The organism is Pseudomonas sp. C9-3 (assembly GCF_032392015.1).
Lineage (GTDB): Bacteria > Pseudomonadota > Gammaproteobacteria > Pseudomonadales > Pseudomonadaceae > Pseudomonas > Pseudomonas nitroreducens.
In genome coordinates this window covers 4,875,964-4,894,049 of the sequence record NZ_CP135919.1, presented here as the reverse complement: position 1 = coordinate 4,894,049, position 18,086 = coordinate 4,875,964, and the positions used below count along the sequence as shown (strand labels likewise).

The 18,086-nt window shown below is 61.6% G+C and carries 12 protein-coding genes, 1 other RNA gene, 1 pseudogene and 1 riboswitch; of the genes and pseudogenes, 8 read left to right on the top strand and 6 right to left on the bottom strand.

Going from position 1 to position 18,086, the window contains the following annotated elements; translation table 11 throughout:
* Window positions 1-77: 77 nt before the first annotated feature.
* The 4 genes and pseudogenes from RS899_RS22470 to tagD form a co-directional block, all read left to right on the top strand.
* A pseudogene (locus RS899_RS22470) lies at window positions 78-659 on the top strand (ABC transporter ATP-binding protein); the annotation flags it as partial.
* A 15-nt stretch (window positions 660-674) separates the two neighbouring features.
* Window positions 675-1,136 (top strand): hypothetical protein, encoded by a 462-nt coding sequence (locus tag RS899_RS22465; RefSeq protein ID WP_233297230.1) that lies wholly within the window; start codon window positions 675-677, stop codon window positions 1,134-1,136.
* 182 nt (window positions 1,137-1,318) lie between these two features.
* Window positions 1,319-5,524 carry a CDP-glycerol glycerophosphotransferase family protein gene (locus RS899_RS22460; RefSeq protein WP_233297229.1) on the top strand — a complete coding sequence of 1,402 codons (4,206 nt, stop codon included), beginning with the start codon at window positions 1,319-1,321 and terminating at the stop codon, window positions 5,522-5,524.
* On the top strand, window positions 5,521-5,916 hold the full coding sequence (gene tagD / locus RS899_RS22455; RefSeq protein ID WP_233297228.1) for a glycerol-3-phosphate cytidylyltransferase: 396 nt from the start codon (window positions 5,521-5,523) through the stop codon (window positions 5,914-5,916). The genes RS899_RS22460 and tagD overlap by 4 nt, the downstream gene beginning before the upstream one ends.
* 157 nt (window positions 5,917-6,073) lie before the next feature.
* On the opposite strand, the gene RS899_RS22450 is transcribed toward tagD, so the two are convergent.
* Window positions 6,074-7,558, bottom strand: coding sequence for an APC family permease (locus RS899_RS22450; RefSeq protein ID WP_315808109.1), 1,485 nt, complete (start codon window positions 7,556-7,558; stop codon window positions 6,074-6,076).
* 131 nt (window positions 7,559-7,689) lie between these two features.
* Entirely contained in the window at window positions 7,690-9,183 is a 1,494-nt protein-coding gene (locus tag RS899_RS22445; protein WP_313462025.1) for an aldehyde dehydrogenase, read from the bottom strand.
* A 303-nt stretch (window positions 9,184-9,486) separates the two neighbouring features.
* Here RS899_RS22445 and RS899_RS22440 point away from each other — a divergent pair, with 303 nt between their 5' ends.
* From RS899_RS22440 to RS899_RS22425, 4 genes are all read left to right on the top strand, one after another.
* Window positions 9,487-10,233 (top strand): FadR/GntR family transcriptional regulator, encoded by a 747-nt coding sequence (locus RS899_RS22440; protein ID WP_054909068.1) that lies wholly within the window; start codon window positions 9,487-9,489, stop codon window positions 10,231-10,233.
* Between the two features lie 119 nt (window positions 10,234-10,352).
* Complete coding sequence (locus tag RS899_RS22435; protein WP_315808108.1) at window positions 10,353-11,108, top strand: cache domain-containing protein; 756 nt, start codon at window positions 10,353-10,355, stop codon at window positions 11,106-11,108.
* Between the two features lie 61 nt (window positions 11,109-11,169).
* Window positions 11,170-11,841 (top strand): YceH family protein, encoded by a 672-nt coding sequence (locus RS899_RS22430; RefSeq protein WP_054909066.1) that lies wholly within the window; start codon window positions 11,170-11,172, stop codon window positions 11,839-11,841.
* A gap of 109 nt (window positions 11,842-11,950) precedes the next feature.
* Window positions 11,951-12,253: a hypothetical protein gene (locus tag RS899_RS22425; protein ID WP_233297224.1), complete on the top strand. Its 303-nt coding sequence runs from the start codon at window positions 11,951-11,953 to the stop codon at window positions 12,251-12,253.
* A gap of 60 nt (window positions 12,254-12,313) precedes the next feature.
* On the opposite strand, the gene ssrA is transcribed toward RS899_RS22425, so the two are convergent.
* The 4 genes from ssrA to RS899_RS22405 all read right to left on the bottom strand — a co-directional run bounded on the left by ssrA (window position 12,314) and on the right by RS899_RS22405 (window position 18,068).
* Window positions 12,314-12,671: a transfer-messenger RNA gene (gene ssrA, locus RS899_RS22420) on the bottom strand.
* 73 nt (window positions 12,672-12,744) lie between these two features.
* Window positions 12,745-13,422, bottom strand: a complete 678-nt coding sequence (locus RS899_RS22415) for a type 1 glutamine amidotransferase domain-containing protein (protein ID WP_315808107.1) — start codon at window positions 13,420-13,422, stop codon at window positions 12,745-12,747.
* Between the two features lie 86 nt (window positions 13,423-13,508).
* Window positions 13,509-14,522, bottom strand: coding sequence for a sodium:calcium antiporter (locus tag RS899_RS22410; protein WP_315808106.1), 1,014 nt, complete (start codon window positions 14,520-14,522; stop codon window positions 13,509-13,511).
* Between the two features lie 51 nt (window positions 14,523-14,573).
* A riboswitch (yybP-ykoY riboswitch) is annotated at window positions 14,574-14,746 on the bottom strand.
* A gap of 37 nt (window positions 14,747-14,783) precedes the next feature.
* Window positions 14,784-18,068: an acetyl-CoA carboxylase family protein gene (locus tag RS899_RS22405; RefSeq protein WP_315808105.1), complete on the bottom strand. Its 3,285-nt coding sequence runs from the start codon at window positions 18,066-18,068 to the stop codon at window positions 14,784-14,786.
* Between the last annotated feature and the right edge of the window lie 18 nt (window positions 18,069-18,086).

Below are 18,086 nucleotides of genomic sequence, written 5' to 3'. Positions count from 1 at the left end.
GATTTTCCCTAAGTGGAAAAACTAATCGCAATGGCTTCGTTGAGCCATTGAAAGACATAACCCTAGATGTGTATCGCGGGGAGACACTGGGAGTATTGGGGGGGAACGGAGCTGGTAAGTCGACGTTGCTCAAGGTGATGTCCGGAGCGCTTCGCCCTGATCGCGGAGAGGTGATTAATCATGGAGCCACGATTTCATTACTTGCGTTGCAGGCCGGCTTCGATCTGAACCTGAGCGGACGGGACAACGCACTGTTCGGTGGCATGTTGCTGGGTTACAAGCGCCAGGAAGTCCTCGCCCGTCTGGAGGAGGTCAAGGTCTACTCGGAGTTGGGTAACTTTTTCGACGAGCCGTTACGGACATATTCCAGCGGTATGGCGTCAAGACTGGGGTTCGCAATCAGCACCATCATAAGCCCGGAAGTCTTGTTGGTGGATGAGGTCCTGAGCGTCGGCGATGCACATTTCAAGAAGAAGGCCGAGCGCACCATGATGCAGAAGATCTCTGCTGGCCAGACTGTGGTGTTGGTTTCGCACTCCAGAACTCAAGTAGCCAACCTCTGTGACCGCTGCGTGATCTTGCATCAGGGTACGTTGATTGAATGTGCCTCGGTGGATGAAACATTGAGGCGCTATGACCAAATCATGCAAGTGCAATAGCTCAGGAGCAGTTGGATGTTCAGCAAGAACGTGGGTTTTCTGATTTCTGTGATTTTTCTGATGCTGCTCGCGGGATGCGGTCAGGAAATAGAGCGCAAGGCTGCAGTGCTAAAGAGCCATAAGTGTGCGGTGGACATTATTGCGGGTGAAAGGCGCAGTGTCGTCTGGACTAAGCCGGGTGTCATCGGATTTAGCGGATGGGCGGCGGACAGCGACACTAATACTGTCCCTGCTGCGCTCAATATTGTTATCACTGATCTGAACAGCAATGTCCCGACTACCTACAAGGTATCCGCTAGGCTCGATCGTCCGGATGTCGTGAAGTACTTCAATCAGCCGGCGCTGCTCAAGTCAGGCTTTAAGGCCAACATTGACCTGGGTGGCTTAGCGAAAGGGATATATGGAATTGCGTTGCAGATGCCAGTGAAGCATGGGGTAATCATGTGCTCCACCAAGAAGGCGGTTCGCATTATTTAGGGATTCTTGCTTTGAGCGACGTCTGTTCCCTCCAGTTTTCGGTGGAGTAGAGAGGACGCTTCGTTCAATTAAAAGTCATTAGATACGCACAGGATGGGTGGTGCTTTCGAGGCAGCTGCTTGGTGGGTCGTCTATTTGACTGAGCGCTACATATTTGTAAATTCGAGTTGAACTAGATCAGCATGAAAAAGACTGCAAGGAAAAAGCAAATCAGGCAGCCGAAGCTTGATAGCATCGCTGTATTAGGGAATAGGGACGCCGCGGCCGACAATGACCCGATCGTCCACCTGAACATGCTGCTGCACGACGAACTTGCAGAGCGGAAAAAGGAAAATGCTCTGCTGGAAGCCAAAATGCTTGATTCCGAAGAGAGCATCAAGGCCGAGCGCGAAAAGCTGCGATTGCAGAAAAAACAGGCCGATGACGAAATCATTCGGCTGCGTCACCAAATCGTTTCACGCGAGCGAAAGTATTCAGCGCTGCGCAAGGAGTTCCAGGAGTCGACCAGTTGGCGGCTCACTCGGCCTGTTCGCAAGTTTGGTGCACTGACTCGCCGCGCCCGATTGCTGAAAGCAACTATCACCTCCGTGTTCACCCGTGGCGGTGGGCTGAAGCAGAGCGTTCGCAAGGCTCTGGAGATTTACCGACGGGAAGGTTGGGGCGGTATCCGCTCGCGGCTGCGGCGCCATGCCTCGGAGCAGTCGATTCTTGCCGCTCATAATCTCAGCGGTGTATCGATCAAGCCTGCCCAAAAGGCAGTGAGCGCGCCTCAGGAGCGGAGCGTCTTCCTGTCTCAGGCCGTATCGCCGGAAATTCTCGTGGCCAGTGAGGAGTTCGCACAGGCCGACGCCGGCTTGCGCATCGCTGTCGTCATTCACGTGTTCCACCTGGATGTTCTGCCAGAACTGATCGGGCGTCTGAGCAACATCAAGGTCGAGCACGATGTGATCATGACCGTGGCGCCTGACAACTACGAAGCCCTCGAAGCATGGTTGGCTGATGTGTCTGTCGCTCGGCAGAACATCGAGATCGTGCAAGTCGAGAATGGCGGTTACGACATCTTGCCCTTCATCAAGGTGCTGCCCCGTGTAATCGAAGGCAAGTACGATCTAGTGTGCAAATTGCACACGAAGAAGGGGTTGGCCAATCTCGAAAAGCTTTATCCCGAAGCGGGGAATGTCTGGCTGGATATGCTGCTCAATCCTCTGATGGGCAGTGAAGAGGCTGTGCGTCAGGTGTTGCACGCTTTCGCGACTCGACCAGACCTGGGTATGGTTGGATCGGCTGATTGCTATAAATCAGTGCGCCATCTGATGTATGGCAACGAGGTGGAAGTTTCTCGCTTCGTTCAACTGTTGCAGCCTTCGGCTGACCCAGGACAACGCTGGGGCTTTTTTGCAGGCAGCATATTCTGGTCTCGACCGGTGCTGCTCAAAGGCCTGATCGACCTGATTCCGGCGCTCGAGCAACTGACCGCATCCAACGAGCAGACAGGCAACATCAGTTCCACCTGGCATGCTCTGGAGCGGGTGATGGGGCTGCTGCCCTCGCTGAGTGGTCTACACACTGCGCTCGCCTACAGTGCGAATGAAGCAGGTGAGACGACACGAGTCATGCTCGCGCAAGACAGTCCCCTGGTGAGTGGCAGCCCCTATCCCGTCGGCGCGTCGTTGGCAGGCTATATAAACCTGAAGAAGAACGCCGAGTTTCTTCAGGAACGCGTTGAGTTCAGTCAGCAGTTTTACCTTGAAGCCTATCCGTATGTGCGAACACTGGGCATCGAGCCCATTGTCCATTACCTGCGATATGGGGTCTACGAGCGCTGCAACCCTAGCCCGAATTTCGATTCGGCATGGTACTGGGATGAAAACAAGGACATTCTGAACAATCGTTGCAGCCCTTTGGTTCATTATCTGCAGCATGGCGCCAAAGAAGGTCGCAGTTGCTTCCCGGCCTCTGAAAACATCACGGCGCTCATGGCCCTGATCAGCGCGACTGGATATTTCGATAGCAAGTCCTATCTACAGGCCAATCCTGATGTCGCGCGCTCCAAGATCGAGCCATTAAGGCACTATAGCCAGTACGGTTGGCGCGAGCTTCGCCAACCGACCTCTGCTATCGACTTTGATGCCATTTGGTACGCATCCAAATATCTGGCGCAGTGGCGCAGCCCGATCAATCCATTGCTGCACTATGCAGTCTGCCAACAGCGTCAGAATCTGCTGCGTCGCCCGGTGCAGCGGGTACTAGATATGTCTTCCGGACATCGCTTGGCAACGGAGCGCAAAGCGAGACGTATTTGTCTTTTTGCGGGGTATGATCCTGACGGCTTAGTTGATCAGTATGTTCTGGATTTCATTAAGGAGCTTAAGAAGCACGCCGATGTCTATTACCTTGCGGATGGTGAGCTGCAACCAGGCGAGTTGCAGAAGTTAGCACCTATCACCAAGGGCGCCTGGGCTTTCCGTCATGGCGAATATGACTTTGGCTCTTATTCCCGTTTGGCCCGGGACTTAGTTGGCTGGGAGACGATTCGAGCATACGACGAACTGCTCTTGGTCAATGATAGTAGCTACCTACTTGGCAGCCTCCAACCGCTGTTCGACAAGATGGATTCGAAGTGCTGTGACTGGTGGGGGCTGCAGGCAACCAAAGGACTGACGGATACCCGTCACGTAGCAAGCAGCCGTTTCAATGAAAAGATTGCTATGGAAACTGTACTTCGCCGTCTCTTGCCAAGCTATGAGAGAGACGAATGCTATGACTTCCATATCGGCTCATACTTCCTCGCTTTTCGGGCGCCCGTTCTGAAAGAAAAGGGTGTGCTGCAGCAGTTGCTGGATAGTGTTCGCAAGGAACGGAACAAAAAGAATATTATTCTCCGTTATGAGATTGGCATAACTCGACAACTCTTGTTAGCAGGGCACAAGCCGGCCACCTTCATTGATCATCTATACCCGTTTCATCCGATATATACAAGATATCATTACGACCTGATAGCCGAAGGTTTTCCCTTATTCAAACGGTTCTTCCTGACCGAGAATCACTACCATGTTCCCGAACTGTGGCGCTGGAAACAATGGGTCCAAGAGGTTCTGCCAGGTGCTGATCTGCGTGTGGCTGAACGCAACTTGTTACGTATCGGTAATGCCGACAAGCTCTATCGCAGCCTGCATATCCCGGCAGATGGCAGACAGTGGCCTGAGCCGTTGCTGAGCGACGCGCAGTTCATTAAGGAAGATGCGGCAACGGTCAAGGATGACCGCTGCTGGGCGTTCCCGGTGTGTGCTTACGATCACTCACTGGGTGGTAATGAGCGCATGGTGTTCGAGGCGGTGAAGAATGACCCGAATATTCGCAAGGTAATTCTGACCCGTAGCAAGTCCGTTCTGGCAGATGGCGTCAACGTGGACATTGTGCCGCTCAAGAGCCTTGCCGGGCAGCGCTTGCTGATGCAGTCACGCTATATATTCGTCAAGCATGTACCACGTATCAATACGATTTTCCCTCTGGATGCCAAGCAACATCGTTTCATCAACCTCTGGCATGGCATTCCGTTGAAACGTATTGGTTATGCATCGCTCGATCTGCAGGACAAGTTGCAGTCCGTTTCCGCGGAGCATGCGCGCTGCCACTCGGTCATCGCCTCTTCGAAAATTGATCGCATGGCGATGGCATCGGCGTTCTATCCGCTGAACTTCCACAATATCTGGGTGACCGGTCTACCACGTAACGATGTCATCTTGCGTGAAGAAGCGTTACTGCCCGCTGACTTCCAGGAGCAATTGGTTCGCCTACGCCAAGTGCTGGGGGGGCGTCGACTGGTGCTATTCGCTCCTACATTCCGTAACGCACAGGCTGAGGCTTATTACGCCTTCAGCGAAGCGGAGCGAGAGGCTTTAGCCGAGTGTCTGCGTGCGAACAATGCGGTGTTGGGGATTCGCGAACATATGGCGGACAAGGCTCAGAGTTACTGCAAGGCCTTGGGTGGTGCCGGTGCTCCTGTAATTAGTCTGGATCGACGTTACTTTGTCGATATCGAGCTTCTTTATCGCGAGGCCGATCTGCTAATTACCGATTATTCAAGTTGTTTTATCGACTTCATGCTGACTGGCAAACCGGAAATCTGCTTTGCTTATGATTACGAATCCTATGCGGGCACGGAGCGTGGATTGTTCTACGAGTTGGCGGACGTTTTTCCTGGGCCGGTGTGTCATGACTTCAGTGCGCTGCTGCAGTCTTTGCAGGACACATTGTCCGGACAAAAGCTGGAAAGTCCGATGTCATACGAGTTCAAACGCAAAATATTCTTTGACCATGTAGATGATGGCAATACTCAGCGTGTGCTCGAACATGTTGCAAGAGATATGGAGAGGGGGAGCGTGTGAAAACTGTTATTACTTACGGTACTTTCGATGTCCTTCATGCAGGGCATATCCGTTTGCTGCAACGTGCTAGAGCGTTGGGTGACCGCCTAATCGTTGCCTTGTCCAATGATGAGTTCAACGCCGGAAAACATAAAAGCGCGTTGCTGGACTATAGCAACCGCAAAGCCGTGCTGGAGTCTATTCGATATGTCGACCTGGTCGTGGAAGAGGCGGACTGGGAGCAGAAGGTTGGCGACGTCAGCAAATACTCCGTAGATGTTTTCGTTATCGGTGATGATTGGAAAGGACACTTTGATTTTCTCAAGCCTCATTGCGAGGTCGTTTATTTGCCGCGTACGAGCGGTATCTCCTCGACGGAAATCCGTGACCAACTGAGTGAAGCTGTAGTGTAAAAAGCGCACGATGACAGTCGCCCAGTCAAGCCTCCGCAGGCTGCTTGGGCGTTTACAGGTTCGTGAGTCTGCATTGCCAGTTCTCGGCAAGCTCATGTCGCTGTGTAGAGCAAAAACGCCCGGCATCCTGCCGGGCGTTTTCATTTCACTCCAACACTTACTGCTGATGCAGCTTCCACGCGTCCCCATGGGGCGCGGTGCCCTTGTCGTACGGGCGGAACAGGGCCATGTAGGCCAGGCCCAGCACGATCACGATGCCGCCCACCAGGATGATCCCGTAGTTCAGGTACCAGGGCGCATCCGGCGTGCGCGGCCAGGACATGTTGATGATCGCCAGCACGCCGTAGGTCAGCGCCAGGATGTTCACGATCCAGCCCCAGTTGCCCAGGGTGAAGGCGCCGCTGGGCTTCCAGCCGCGCAGGCGGGCGAACAGGGCGCCACCGACGATCATCTGGAACGACAGGTAGATGCCGATGGCGGCGAAGCTCACCACCATGGCAATGGCGTTCTGCAGGTAGAAGCCGGCGCAGACGATCACGCTTGGGATCACGCCGCAGGCGATCAGCGCCGCGACCGGTACGTGGGTGTTGGGCGACAGGCGTTTGAGCAGGCCGCTGCCCATCACCATTTCGTCGCGGGCGTAGGAGTAGAGCAGGCGGCTGGCGGCGGCCTGCAGGCTGAGCACGCAGGAGACGAAGGAGACGATGATCACGGCCATCACCAGGCGCGCACCGGTCACGCCGAAGGCGTTGTCGAGGATGGTGGTCATCGGGTCCTTGTCGGCGCCGGAAATCACTGCCTGCATGTCCGGTACCGCGAGGATCAGCGCCAGGGCGGCGAAGATGGCTGCGCCGCCGCCGATCCAGATGGTCAGGCGCATGGCCTTGGGAATCCGGCGGCTGGGGTTCGGGGTTTCTTCGGCGACGTCACCGCAGGCCTCGAAGCCGTAGTAGAGGAACATCCCCGCCAGCGAGGCAGTGAGGAAGGCCGGCCAGTAGCTGCCATCGATGCGGATATCGAAGGTGTTGAACAGCACCGAGAACGGCTGGTGGCGCTCGAAGATCAGCAGGTAGGTGCCGATCACCAGGGCGCCGAGCAGTTCGCAGATGAAGCCGAACATCGCCACGCGGGCCAGCAGCTTGGTGCCGGACAGGTTGAGCAGGGTGGCGATCACCGTCAGCGCCAGGGCGACGAAGGTGTTGGTCACCGGCGTGGATTCGAAGCCGAGCAGTGTGGCGATGTACGGGCCCGCGCCAAGTGCCACGGCGGCGATGGTCACGCACAGCGACACGGAGTAGATCCAGCCGACCATCCAGGCCCAGCGCTTGCCCACCAGGCGCCGGGCCCAGGGGTAGACGCCACCGGAGATGGGGAATTGCGAGACGACTTCGCAGAAGATCAGGCACACCAGCATCTGCCCGATACCCACCAGCAGGTAGGACCAGAACATCGGCGGTCCGCCGGCGGCCAGGCACAGGCCGAACAGGGTGTATACGCCGACCACCGGCGAGAGGTAGGTGAAGCCCAGGGCGAAGTTCTGCCAGAGGGTCATGCTGCGTTCGAAATTGGAGGTGTAGCCCAGCGCGCGGAGTTGCTCCGCGTCGCGGTCCAGGGCGGCGCCTGGCTGGATAGAGCTGTTCATCGTGGGGTTCCTGTCTGAGGTTTTCGCGTCGGCAGCCAATCGGGTGCAACGGAAAGCGTTGTTGTTATTGTTCGGCGCGCGGCATTAGCCGCGCGCCGTCTTGCTCCAAACCTCTCGTGTTCCGGATCGCGTTACAGCTTGATCCAGGTCGCCTTCAGCTCGGTGTACTTGTCGAAGGCGTGCAGCGACTTGTCACGCCCGTTGCCCGACTGCTTGAAGCCGCCGAAGGGCGCGGTCATGTCGCCGCCGTCGTACATGTTCACCCACACGCTGCCGGCGCGCAGGGCGCGAGCGGTGAGGTGGGCCTTGGAGATGTCGCGAGTCCACACCGCCGCCGCCAGCCCGTATTGGGTATCGTTGGCGATGCGGATGGCCTCTTCGGCATCCTCGAACTCGATGACCGAGAGCACCGGGCCGAAGATTTCCTCGCGGGCGATCTTCATCGCGTTGCTCACGCCGTCGAACAGGGTCGGCTCGACGTAGGTGCCACCGGTTTCCTCCAGCACGCGTTTGCCGCCGGTGAGGATCTTCGCGCCTTCGTCCTGGCCTGCCTGGATATAGCCGAGCACCTGCTCCAGCTGGCGACCATCGACCAGCGCGCCGACGTTGGTTTCCGGGTCCAGCGGATGGCCGGCTTTCCAACCTTTGAGCGCCTCGACCACCAGCGGCAGGAATTTCGCTTTGATCGACCTCTGCACCAGCAGGCGCGAGCCGGCGGTGCAGACTTCGCCCTGGTTGAAGGCGATGGCGGCGGCGGCAGCTTCGGCGGCGGCCTGCAGGTCCGGGGCATCCTCGAAGACGATGTTCGGACTCTTGCCGCCGGCTTCCAGCCAAACGCGCTTCATGTTCGATTCGCCGGCATAGACCATCAGTTGCTTGGCGATCTTGGTGGAGCCGGTGAAGACCGCGGTATCGACGTCCATGTGCAGCGCCAGGGCCTTGCCGACGGTATGCCCGTAGCCGGGCAGCACGTTCAGCACGCCGGCGGGCAGGCCCGCGTCGATGGCCAGCTGGGCGATGCGGATGGCGGTGAGCGGCGAGCGCTCGGACGGCTTGAGGATCACCGAGTTGCCGGTGGCCAGCGCCGGGCCGAGCTTCCAGGCCGCCATCATCAGCGGGAAGTTCCACGGCACGATGGCGGCGACCACGCCCACCGGCTCGCGGGTGACCAGGCCGAGCTGGTCGTGGGAGGTGGCGGCTACTTCGTCGTAGACCTTGTCGATGGCCTCGCCGCTCCAGCGCAGGGAGTCAGCGGCGCCCGGAAGGTCGACATTCAGCGAGTCGCCGATCGGCTTGCCCATGTCCAGGGTTTCCAGCAGCGCCAGCTCCTCGGCATGTTCTTCCAGCAGGGCGGCGAAGCGGATCATCACGGCCTTGCGGATGGCTGGTGCTTCCCGCGACCAGACGCCGGAGTCAAAGGTGGCGCGGGCGCTCTGCACGGCACGCTCGGCATCGGCTTCATCGCAGCTGGCAACCTTGGCCAGCAGGCGGCCGTCCACCGGGCTGATGCAATCGAAGGTGTCGCCGGAGGCGGCGGCGAGGTACTCGCCCTGGATGAAGGCACGCCCCTCGATCTTCAGGGTCTTGGCGCGGGCTTCCCATTCGGCGCGGGTTGGCTGGCTCATGCGTATCGCTCCTCGTTCTTGCTGTTGTTGGCGGGGGACGGCTGGCTGGCCGTCTCTGGCAAATACATTTGAAACCATATCTTAAGATTTTGCGGTTGCCAATACGGGTCGAAAAACGAGCGTTTCAGAGCGCTTTTCGTAGCGAAATACCTTGCTGAAAGTGCGGAAAGCGATTTAAAAATATGGAGACATAGTTTTGAACGAAGCGGCTGCCAGCCTGCAGATAGACTTCGTCATCACCGCCAGAACAGGAACTTTTCGCGCAGGAAGCGTCCGCCACGAGCGCCCCTCGCACTGCCGCCTATGAATGAATTCAGGAAAGTCCGCCCCGCCAGCTTCATGCGCCTGCGCCAGGAAGGGCGCACCGAGGAAGTCGCGCGCCGTCTGGTGGAGATGGTCGATCTCGGCCTCTACGCCGAGGGCGAGCAACTGCCCAGCGAAAGCGAATTGGCCATGCAGTTCGGCGTCGCTACCGTGACCCTGCGCGATGCGCTGGCGGAACTGCGCGAGCGCGGCGTGATCGAGACCCGTCGCGGGCGCAACGGTGGCAGCTTCGTCTGCTCGCCGCAGCACACTTCGGAAGAGGCGCTGCTCGGTCAGCTGCGCCAGATGAGTGCGCTGGAGCTGCGCGACCTGGGCGACGAGCACGTCGCCATCGCCGGTGCTGCCGCACGGCTGGCTGCCCAGCGCTCCACGTCGGACGAACAGGCGCGCATCGCCCAGTACCTCGATGCCTTGGCCAGCGCCACCACGCGTCAGGAACAGCGCCGCGCCGATGCGCGCTTTCACATTGAGATTGCCGTCGCTGCCCAGTCCGTGCGCCTGACCCATGCGGAAACGCGCTTGCAGGCGGAAATCGGCGAATGGCTTTGGTTGCCGGTGGAAGGCTTCCCGGGGGCCGCGACCATTGAGCAGGAACACCGCGCCATTCTCGAAGCCATCAGCGCCGGTGACTCCAACCTTGCCGGTGCGCTGGCGGAGGCCCATGTCACCCGTGGCATCAAGCGGCTGATCAACCTGCGTCTGAGCCTGCTCGCCGACGATGGCTGACTGGCACAGCGCTTGCTGTCTTCCCGGCAGGCGCCTTCGAGCGTGCGCAGTGATTCACCGAGCAGATACAGCGGGCCGCCCTGGCCCGAGCGATAACAAGAACAGCGAGGCCACCGGTCATGTCCAGCGAACAACACACGGATGAACTCCAGTGCTGCGCCCAGCGCATCGACGCTTCCATCCGTAACGTTTTCCAGCGTCTCGACGAGCTGGCCGGCGAGGTCGTGGCGATCTGGCGCGAGCTGGCCGAGGAGGGCAGGCGGCCGTCGTCGAAGGATCTCGGCGCACTGCGTCCGCGCATCCAGCATGACCTCACCGATGACGGTACGCGCCTGCATGGTACCGGGGTGGTCATCGAGCCGGGCGAGCTGGCCGACCAGGACATGTACCTGGAATGGTGGTATCACGGCCGTGGCGACAAGGTCGTACCCATGAGCCTGAACTTCAACCGGCGCAGCGAAAGCTTCTACAACTACCTCAACATGCCGTGGTTCTCCCGGCCGCGCGCCAGCGGCCAGCCCTCGGTCGTCGGGCCCTTCGTCGACCTTTACGGCACCGATCTGTACATCCTCGCCTTCTCCGTACCGATCCAGGTGGATGGCCGCTTCATCGGCGTCGCCGCCGCAGATATTGCCCTGCATGAGTTCGAAGGCGTGCTGCTGGGCAGCCTGATGCAGATGGGGCACGAGGCCCTGGTGGTCAACGGAGAGGGGCGGGTGGTGGCTGCCAATACCGCCAATTGGTTCACCGGCGACCTCGCCCGGCGCACGCTCGGACGGGACGCGCAGGGGCGCGAACAGGAGCTGGCGGCGTCCTTCTCGCACTGGGCGGTCATCGAGCGCCCGCTGAACCGTCGCCTGGCTGGTGCGGCCTGAGGCTGCCAAACGCCGCGCAATTGGCTAGGCTAGGGCGGTTCCCAACCTGACGGAAACCGCCATGAGCCAGTCGCTCGACACACTGCCCGACTTCGAACCGCTGAGCGCCGTGGATGCTCGCGTACTCGGATGCCTGATCGAAAAGCAGCTCACCACGCCCGAAGCCTACCCGCTCACCCTCAATGCCCTGGTCACTGCCTGCAACCAGAAGACCAGCCGCGACCCGGTGATGAACCTGACTCCCGGCCAGGTCGGTCAATCCCTGCGCCACCTCGAAGGTCGCGAGATGACCCGCCTGGTCATGGGTAGCCGCGCTGACCGCTGGGAGCAGCGTCTGGACAAGGCGCTGGAGCTGGTGAAGCCGCAGGTTATCCTGCTCGGCCTGCTGTTCCTGCGCGGCCCGCAGACCCTCAACGAACTGCTCACCCGCAGCCAGCGCATGCATGACTTCGACGACACCGAGGAAGTCCGCCACCAACTCGAACGCCTCGCCGGCCGCGGCATGGCCATGCAATTGGAACGCCTGGGCGGCCAGCGCGAAGACCGCTATATGCATTTGCTGGGCACCGAGGAAGACCGCGAGGCCGCCATCGCCGCCAGCGGTAGCCGTGCCTCAGGGGAGCGCAGTGATGGCGGCGGTCATGACGAAGGGCGACTGGTTGAACTGGAAGGCCGTATTGCGGCTCTCGAAGAGCGTCTCGCCCTGCTGGAGCTGGGCGTCTCGCGCGACTGATGCAATGCGACGCGCAGGTGGACCCAGGTCAATCTGCGCGACGCTAATTCAGCGTTAAGATTTGCCGCCGATAGTTAAGCTTGACCCTTGCTGCACCCGGAGCTTTCTCATGAGTCAAAAACCCTCCCAAGCCCAGCTGAATGCAGTGCTCAGCCAGCTCACGGAAAGCGACTTCAAATCCATAACCGACCTGAGCGGGCCGCGCGAAGCCAACCTCTTCGCCATTCGTGAACTGTTTCGCCAGGGGTTGATCAAGGGCGTGCTGATTGATGACCCTTTCGGTGCCGAAGACGACGACGGGCCGCTGCTGTGCAATGCCGAACGGTTGAGGTTGCGCAAGCCTTCTGTCCAAACGGTAGGGGAAGAGCATGCCGAGTTGCTAATGCCGCGACTGGGCTTCCTCACACTCTAGGCAAATCGCAGACAAAAAAAAGGCGCTGGGCTTGAGGCTCAGCGCCTTTTTCTTTGGACTTGGTGGAGCCGGGGGGATTTGAACCCCCGTCCGCCAGTTCTCCGCTGTCGGTTCTACATGCTTAGCCATCTCTACTAGGTTAACTCCTCGCGGCCCGAGTGGCAGGGCGCTTGGAGCGAGCTGTATGAGTTTTAGCCGTTACGTCTACAGCGAACTTGGCGGCGATCCTGTTCTATATGACAGACCTAATCTTCGGGTTTACAGGCATCCCCTAGGGTCTGCTAGCGGCACTTAGGCTGCTAGGGCGTAGTTGTCGTCGTTGGCAACTATAAAGTTGTGGCAGCTGATTTACGAGAACTGTCACCTACTCGGCATGCCCCTAGAGTTTTGTTACCGGCGTCGAATCCTAATCGGCCCCAAAACCTGTCAAGGTCGGGATTCATTCTACGGGAAAGCCGCCCCGATAGCCACCGGGGCGGTGTAAAGGCTTGTCAGGCCAGGAATTTCAGGACGGCTTCGGCCACGGCCTCGGACGATGCGGGGTTCTGGCCGGTGATCAGGCCGCGGTCGACCTCCACATGGCTCTGCCAGTCCGGGCCCTTGCTGTAGCGGGCGCCGTTGGCCTTGAGCATGTCCTGGACGAGGAAGGGCACGACGTCGGTGAGGCCGACGGCTTCCTCTTCGCTGTTGGAAAAGCCTGTGACGTGGCGGCCTTGTACCAGCGGTTGGCCGTCCAGCCCACGTGGATGGCGGAACACGGCTGGGGCGTGGCAGACGGCGGAGACGGTCTTGCCGCTGGAGTGGAAGGCTTCGATCAGGGCCACCGAGGCGCGGTCCTCGGCCAGGTCCCAGAGGGGGCCGTGGCCGCCGGGGTAGAAGACGGCATCGAAGTCGTCGGCCTTCACCTCGCTGAGCTTCACGGTGCTGGCCAGCGCAGCCTGGGCTTCGCTGTCCTCGCGGAAGCGCAGGGTGGCCGGGGTCTGCGCGTCTTCCTCGTCGCTCTTGGGGTCCAGCGGTGGCTGGCCGCCCTTGGGCGAGGCCAGCGTCAGGCTGGCGCCGGCATCCTTGAAGACATAGTAGGGCGCGGCGAACTCCTCGAGCCAGAACCCGGTTTTCTTGCCGGTGTTGCCGAGCTGGTCGTGGGAGGTCAGGACTACCAGGATTTTCATGCTCACTCCTTCGGCGTATCGCTAGTCGTGCGGCTGCCGCCGAAGCGGCAGCCCGGACTGTCAGTGTAGGCAATGAGCCGCGCGCGTCAGCGCGACAGGGTGACACCCAGATAGGCGGCATACAGCACGCCATTGAGCAGCAGCACCCAGACCGGCAATCCACTGCTGCGCTGGGCGTTGAGTCGCAGCCAGAACGCGGCGCCCAGCGTGATCAGCACGCCGGTGAGGACCTCGACGCGCGGCTGCCAGGGCGTGAGCAGGATGCCGATGGCGGGCAGCAGGGTGCCCTGGAAAACCATGGCGCCACTGATGTTGCCGAAGGCCAGGGTGTCGCGGCCGCGGCGGACCCAGAGGATGCTGTTGATCTTCTCCGGCAGCTCCGTGGCGATGGGGATGATCAGCAGCGACAGCAGCAGCGCGGAGATGCCTAGCAGGTGCGACAGGCCTTCCACCCCATGGATGAAGCCTTTCGCGCCCAGCACCAGCAGCGCCAGACCCAGCAACAGCTGGAGCAGGATGGTGGCGAGGTTGGTCGGCAGGCCGATGCGCGACAGGTACATGTGGTGGTCGGCTTCGGTGCCGTGGCCGTCGTCCACCAGGCTCCGCGAGGCGCGCAGGGTCAGGGTGATGTAGGCGACGTAGGTGAGTACCAGCAGCACGCTGAGGGCGATGCGCACGGAGCGCAATTCCGCCGGCACGAACATGGCGATGGTGGCGAAGCTGAAGGCGACCAGGAAGAAGTTCAGGTCACGCTGCAGGCCGCTGCGTTCCGGGCGGATGCGCCCGAGCAGGCCGCGGGCGCGCCAGGCGAAGCAGGCCATCAGGCAGGTGGAGAGGGTGGAGAGCATCAGCGGTGCGCCGAGGATGGCGCCGACGCCGACTTCCTCGTTGAGCGTGATGTTGCTGGTGCCGGCGAACAGGGCGAGCAGCGGTATCAGGGTTTCCGGCAGCGCCGTGCCGACGGCGGCGAACAGCGAGCCTGTGACGCCTTCGGAGATACCCAGGCGTTCGCCAAAGTGTTCCAGCGCATTGGTGAAGAGTTCGGCGGCGACCAGGATCACCAGCAGCATGCCGAGCAGTTCGAGGATGAAGGTCAGCATGCGTGCAGCTCCAGACAGGTGGAGCGAAGAATGGGGTGGTGCATCACGGTGAAGCTCCCGGCCGGTGTAGTACCCATGACCACGCATCTCCCCGGCCGTTGCGGAGATCACGTGGTCAAAGGTCTTGCCAGGCAAAGCTGCTGACGACGCCATGGCCTGCGGGCCAAGTGTGTTGACGTCGCCCCCGTTCGCGGAACGGTCGGCTACTCCCCAATGACGCCGCGCATTTTAGCGGATCGGCCGCGCAGCTCAACCCATGGTTTACCAGGTATCGATCAGTGGACGCTTTTTCCCCTGACGCTGCGCCGGACGTGGCGTCGAAGCCAGCCCGCGCAGCAGCCAGCGACGAGTGTCGGCCGGGTCGATGACGTCGTCGATCTCCAGGTAGCTCGCCATGTTCAGCCCCTTGCCGTTGCGGTAGGCCGCGGCGACCAGCTTATCGAACAGCGCCTGGCGCTCCTGCGCATCTTCCACGGCGGCCAGCTCCTTGGCGTAGCCGAGGCGGATCGCGCCTTCCAGGCCCATGGCACCGAATTCGCCGCTGGGCCAGGCCACGGTGAACAGCGCCGCGTGGAAGCTGCCGGCGGCCATGGCTTGCGCGCCGAGGCCGTAGCCCTTGCGCAGCACGACGGTGAAGAAGGGCACCGTAAGGCTGGCGGCGGTAACGAACATGCGCGAGACATGGCGCACGGTGCCGGTCTTTTCCGCCTCCGGGCCGACCATGAAGCCGGGGGTGTCGCACAGCGAGATGATCGGCAGGTCGAAGGCGTCGCACAGCTGCATGAAGCGCGCGGCCTTGTCGCCGGCTTCGGCATCGATGGCGCCGCCCAGGTGCATGGGGTTGTTGGCGATCAGGCCGAAGGGTTTGCCTTCGATGCGCACCAGCGCGGTGATCATGCCGGCGGCGAAGCCACGGCGCAGCTCCAGCACCGAGCCGCTGTCCGCCAATTGTTCGATGACCAGGCGGATGTCGTAGACGCGCAGACGATTCTCCGGCACCGCATGGCGCAGCAGGCGCTGGTCGGCGCACTGCCAGTCGGCGGTGTCGCCCTGGAAGTAGGCAAGGTACTGGCGGGCGATGCGGGTGGCTTCGGCTTCGTCTTCCACCAGCACGTCGATCACGCCGTTGGCGCTCTGCACGTCGCTGGGGCCGACTTCCTCGGGGGCGAACCTGCCCAGGCCGCCACCTTCGATCATGGCCGGGCCGGCCATGCCCAGGCTGGTATCGCGGGTGGCGATGATCACGTCGCAGCAACCGAGCAGCGCGGCGTTGCCGGCGAAGCAGCGACCGGAGACCACGCCCACCAGCGGCACCAGCCCGGAGAGCCGCGCTAGGCCGACGAAGCTCATGTTGTCCAGTCCGGCCACGCCGACGAAGTCGGTATCACCCGGGCGCCCACCGCCACCTTCGGCGTAGAGCACCAGCGGGATGCGCCACTGCTCGGCGAGGTGCAGCATGCGGTCGGTCTTCTTGTGGTTCATCACGCCCTGGGTACCGGCGAACACGGTGTAGTCGTAGGCCAGGACCAGGCAGCGGGCTTTCTCGTCGCCGAACTGCGCGGCGTTGATGCTGCCCAGGCCGCTGACCAGGCCGTCGGCGGGGCTGCTGGTGATCAGTTCCTCGACGCTGCGCCGCCGCCGCTGTGCCGCGATGGCCAATGCGCCGTACTCGATGAAGCTGCCGTCATCCAGCAGGTCGGCGAGGTTTTCGCGAGTCGTGCGCTTGCCGATCCGGTGGCGCTTGGCGACGGCGTCCGGCCGACGTTCGTCGAGGCCGATGGCGTGGCGCTCGAGGACTTCGGCGAGGTCGGTGCGGATGGCGTCCAGGTCAATGGCGGCCTCGCTCTGGTTGTCCTGCGCCTGGATGTCGGCCGGTTCGACGAACAGCAGCGCGTCGCCTTCGCCGAGGCTGTCGCCGGGGGTGGCAGCCAGGCTGTGGACGATGCCGCTGGCGCTGGCCTTCACCTCGAACTCCATCTTCATCGCTTCGACCACTGCAATGGTCTGGCCCTGGGCGACGGCGTCGCCGGGCGCCACGTTCAGGCTGACGAGAACACCTGCACTGGGCGTCGCCAGCGGAACGCAGCCGGTGGGGGATTCGGCGGTGCGCTGGGCTTGCGGCGCAGCGCTGGCGTGGCTGAAGAAGCGGTGCGGGTGGGCGTGGTCCTGCGCACCGAGCAGCGCCGGCAGGTGTTCTTCGATGTAGCGCGTGGTGACCTGGTTGTCCGCCACCGCCGGCTGGCGCAGCAGGTTGAGCAGCAGCGGGATGTTGCTCGCCACGCCTTCCAGGCGGAACTCGCAGAGTGCGCGGTAGGCGCGCTGCACCAGTTGTGGATAACCACCGTTGCCGTGGACGATCAGCTTGGCCAGCAGCGAGTCGTAGCCGGCGCTGTTGCGGTAACCGGCGTAGCCGTAGCCGTCCACGCGCAGGCCGGGGCCGCTGGGTGGTTCGTAGGCGCTGAGGGTGCCGCAGGCCAGATGCGGCGTGCCGTCGCTGGCGAGGCTTTCCAGGTTGATCCGCAGTTGCAGGGCGTAGCCGCGCGGTGCGGGTATTTCGGTCTGGGTCAGGTTCAGGTCAGCGAGGCTGGCGCCGGCGGCGATGCGCAGTTGCGCCTGCACCAGGTCGATGCCGGTCACCGCCTCGGTGACGGTGTGCTCCACCTGCAGGCGCGGGTTGGCTTCCATGAAGACGAAGTCACCGCTGTCTTCGTCCAGCAGGAACTCGAAGGTGCCGAGGCCGCGATAGTTCACCGCCTCGGCCAGGCGTACGGCGGCGGCGAGGATGGCGCCACGCAGGCGTGGGTGGAGGTTGGGGCTGGGGGCGATTTCCAGCAGCTTCTGGTGGCGCCGTTGCAGCGTGCAGTCGCGTTCCCCGAGATGGCTGACGGAGCGGCCATCGCCGACGACTTGCACCTCGATATGGCGGGCGCGCTGGATCAGCCGCTCGACGTAGAGGCGATCATCGCCGAACGCCGCGCGGGCCTCGGCCTGGCAGCGGGCGTAGGCATCGGCGATGTCCTCGGCGCGGCTTACGGCGCGCATGCCGCGTCCACCGCCGCCGGCCAGGGCCTTGATCATCATTCCGGCGCCGGCGGGCAGCTCGCGGAAGAAGCGCTCGGCGTCCTCCTGCGAGGTGGCGCGATTGCTGCCGGCGGCCAGCGCAACACCATGGTCACGAGCCAGGTCGCGGGCGCGGGCCTTGTCACCGAATACATCCAGTACCTCGGCCGCGGGGCCGACGAAGGTCAGACCGGCGGCTTCGCAGCGGCGGGCGAATTCGGCGTTCTCGGAAAGGAAGCCGTAGCCTGGGTGCACGGCGTCGCAGCCGTGCGCCAGGGCGATATCAACGACCTGCTGCTGATCGAGGTAGGCACTGGCGCCACGCCCTTTCAAGGCCGCAGCCTCATCAGCCTGGCGCGTGTGCAGTGAGGCGACGTCGTCTTCGGCGTAGATCGCCAGGCTGTGGATGCCCAGTTCTGCAGCGGCGCGGGCGATACGAATGGCGATCTCGCCACGGTTGGCGATGAGCAGGCGGGACACAGGCATGGCGATTCCGGTTGTGAT

Bases quoted from the DNA above. Each gene is read 5' to 3' on its own strand.
- RS899_RS22415 (WP_315808107.1), bottom strand. From the start codon at position 13,422: ATGAAAATCCTGGTAGTCCTGACCTCCCACGACCAGCTCGGCAACACC.
- RS899_RS22445 (WP_313462025.1), bottom strand. From the start codon at position 9,183: ATGAGCCAGCCAACCCGCGCCGAATGGGAAGCCCGCGCCAAGACCCTG.
- RS899_RS22435 (WP_315808108.1), top strand. From the start codon at position 10,353: ATGTCCAGCGAACAACACACGGATGAACTCCAGTGCTGCGCCCAGCGC.
- RS899_RS22405 (WP_315808105.1), bottom strand. From the start codon at position 18,068: ATGCCTGTGTCCCGCCTGCTCATCGCCAACCGTGGCGAGATCGCCATT.
- RS899_RS22425 (WP_233297224.1), top strand. From the start codon at position 11,951: ATGAGTCAAAAACCCTCCCAAGCCCAGCTGAATGCAGTGCTCAGCCAG.
- RS899_RS22460 (WP_233297229.1), top strand. From the start codon at position 1,319: ATGAAAAAGACTGCAAGGAAAAAGCAAATCAGGCAGCCGAAGCTTGAT.
- RS899_RS22430 (WP_054909066.1), top strand. From the start codon at position 11,170: ATGAGCCAGTCGCTCGACACACTGCCCGACTTCGAACCGCTGAGCGCC.
- RS899_RS22465 (WP_233297230.1), top strand. From the start codon at position 675: ATGTTCAGCAAGAACGTGGGTTTTCTGATTTCTGTGATTTTTCTGATG.
- RS899_RS22410 (WP_315808106.1), bottom strand. From the start codon at position 14,522: ATGCTGACCTTCATCCTCGAACTGCTCGGCATGCTGCTGGTGATCCTG.
- RS899_RS22440 (WP_054909068.1), top strand. From the start codon at position 9,487: ATGAATGAATTCAGGAAAGTCCGCCCCGCCAGCTTCATGCGCCTGCGC.
- RS899_RS22450 (WP_315808109.1), bottom strand. From the start codon at position 7,558: ATGAACAGCTCTATCCAGCCAGGCGCCGCCCTGGACCGCGACGCGGAG.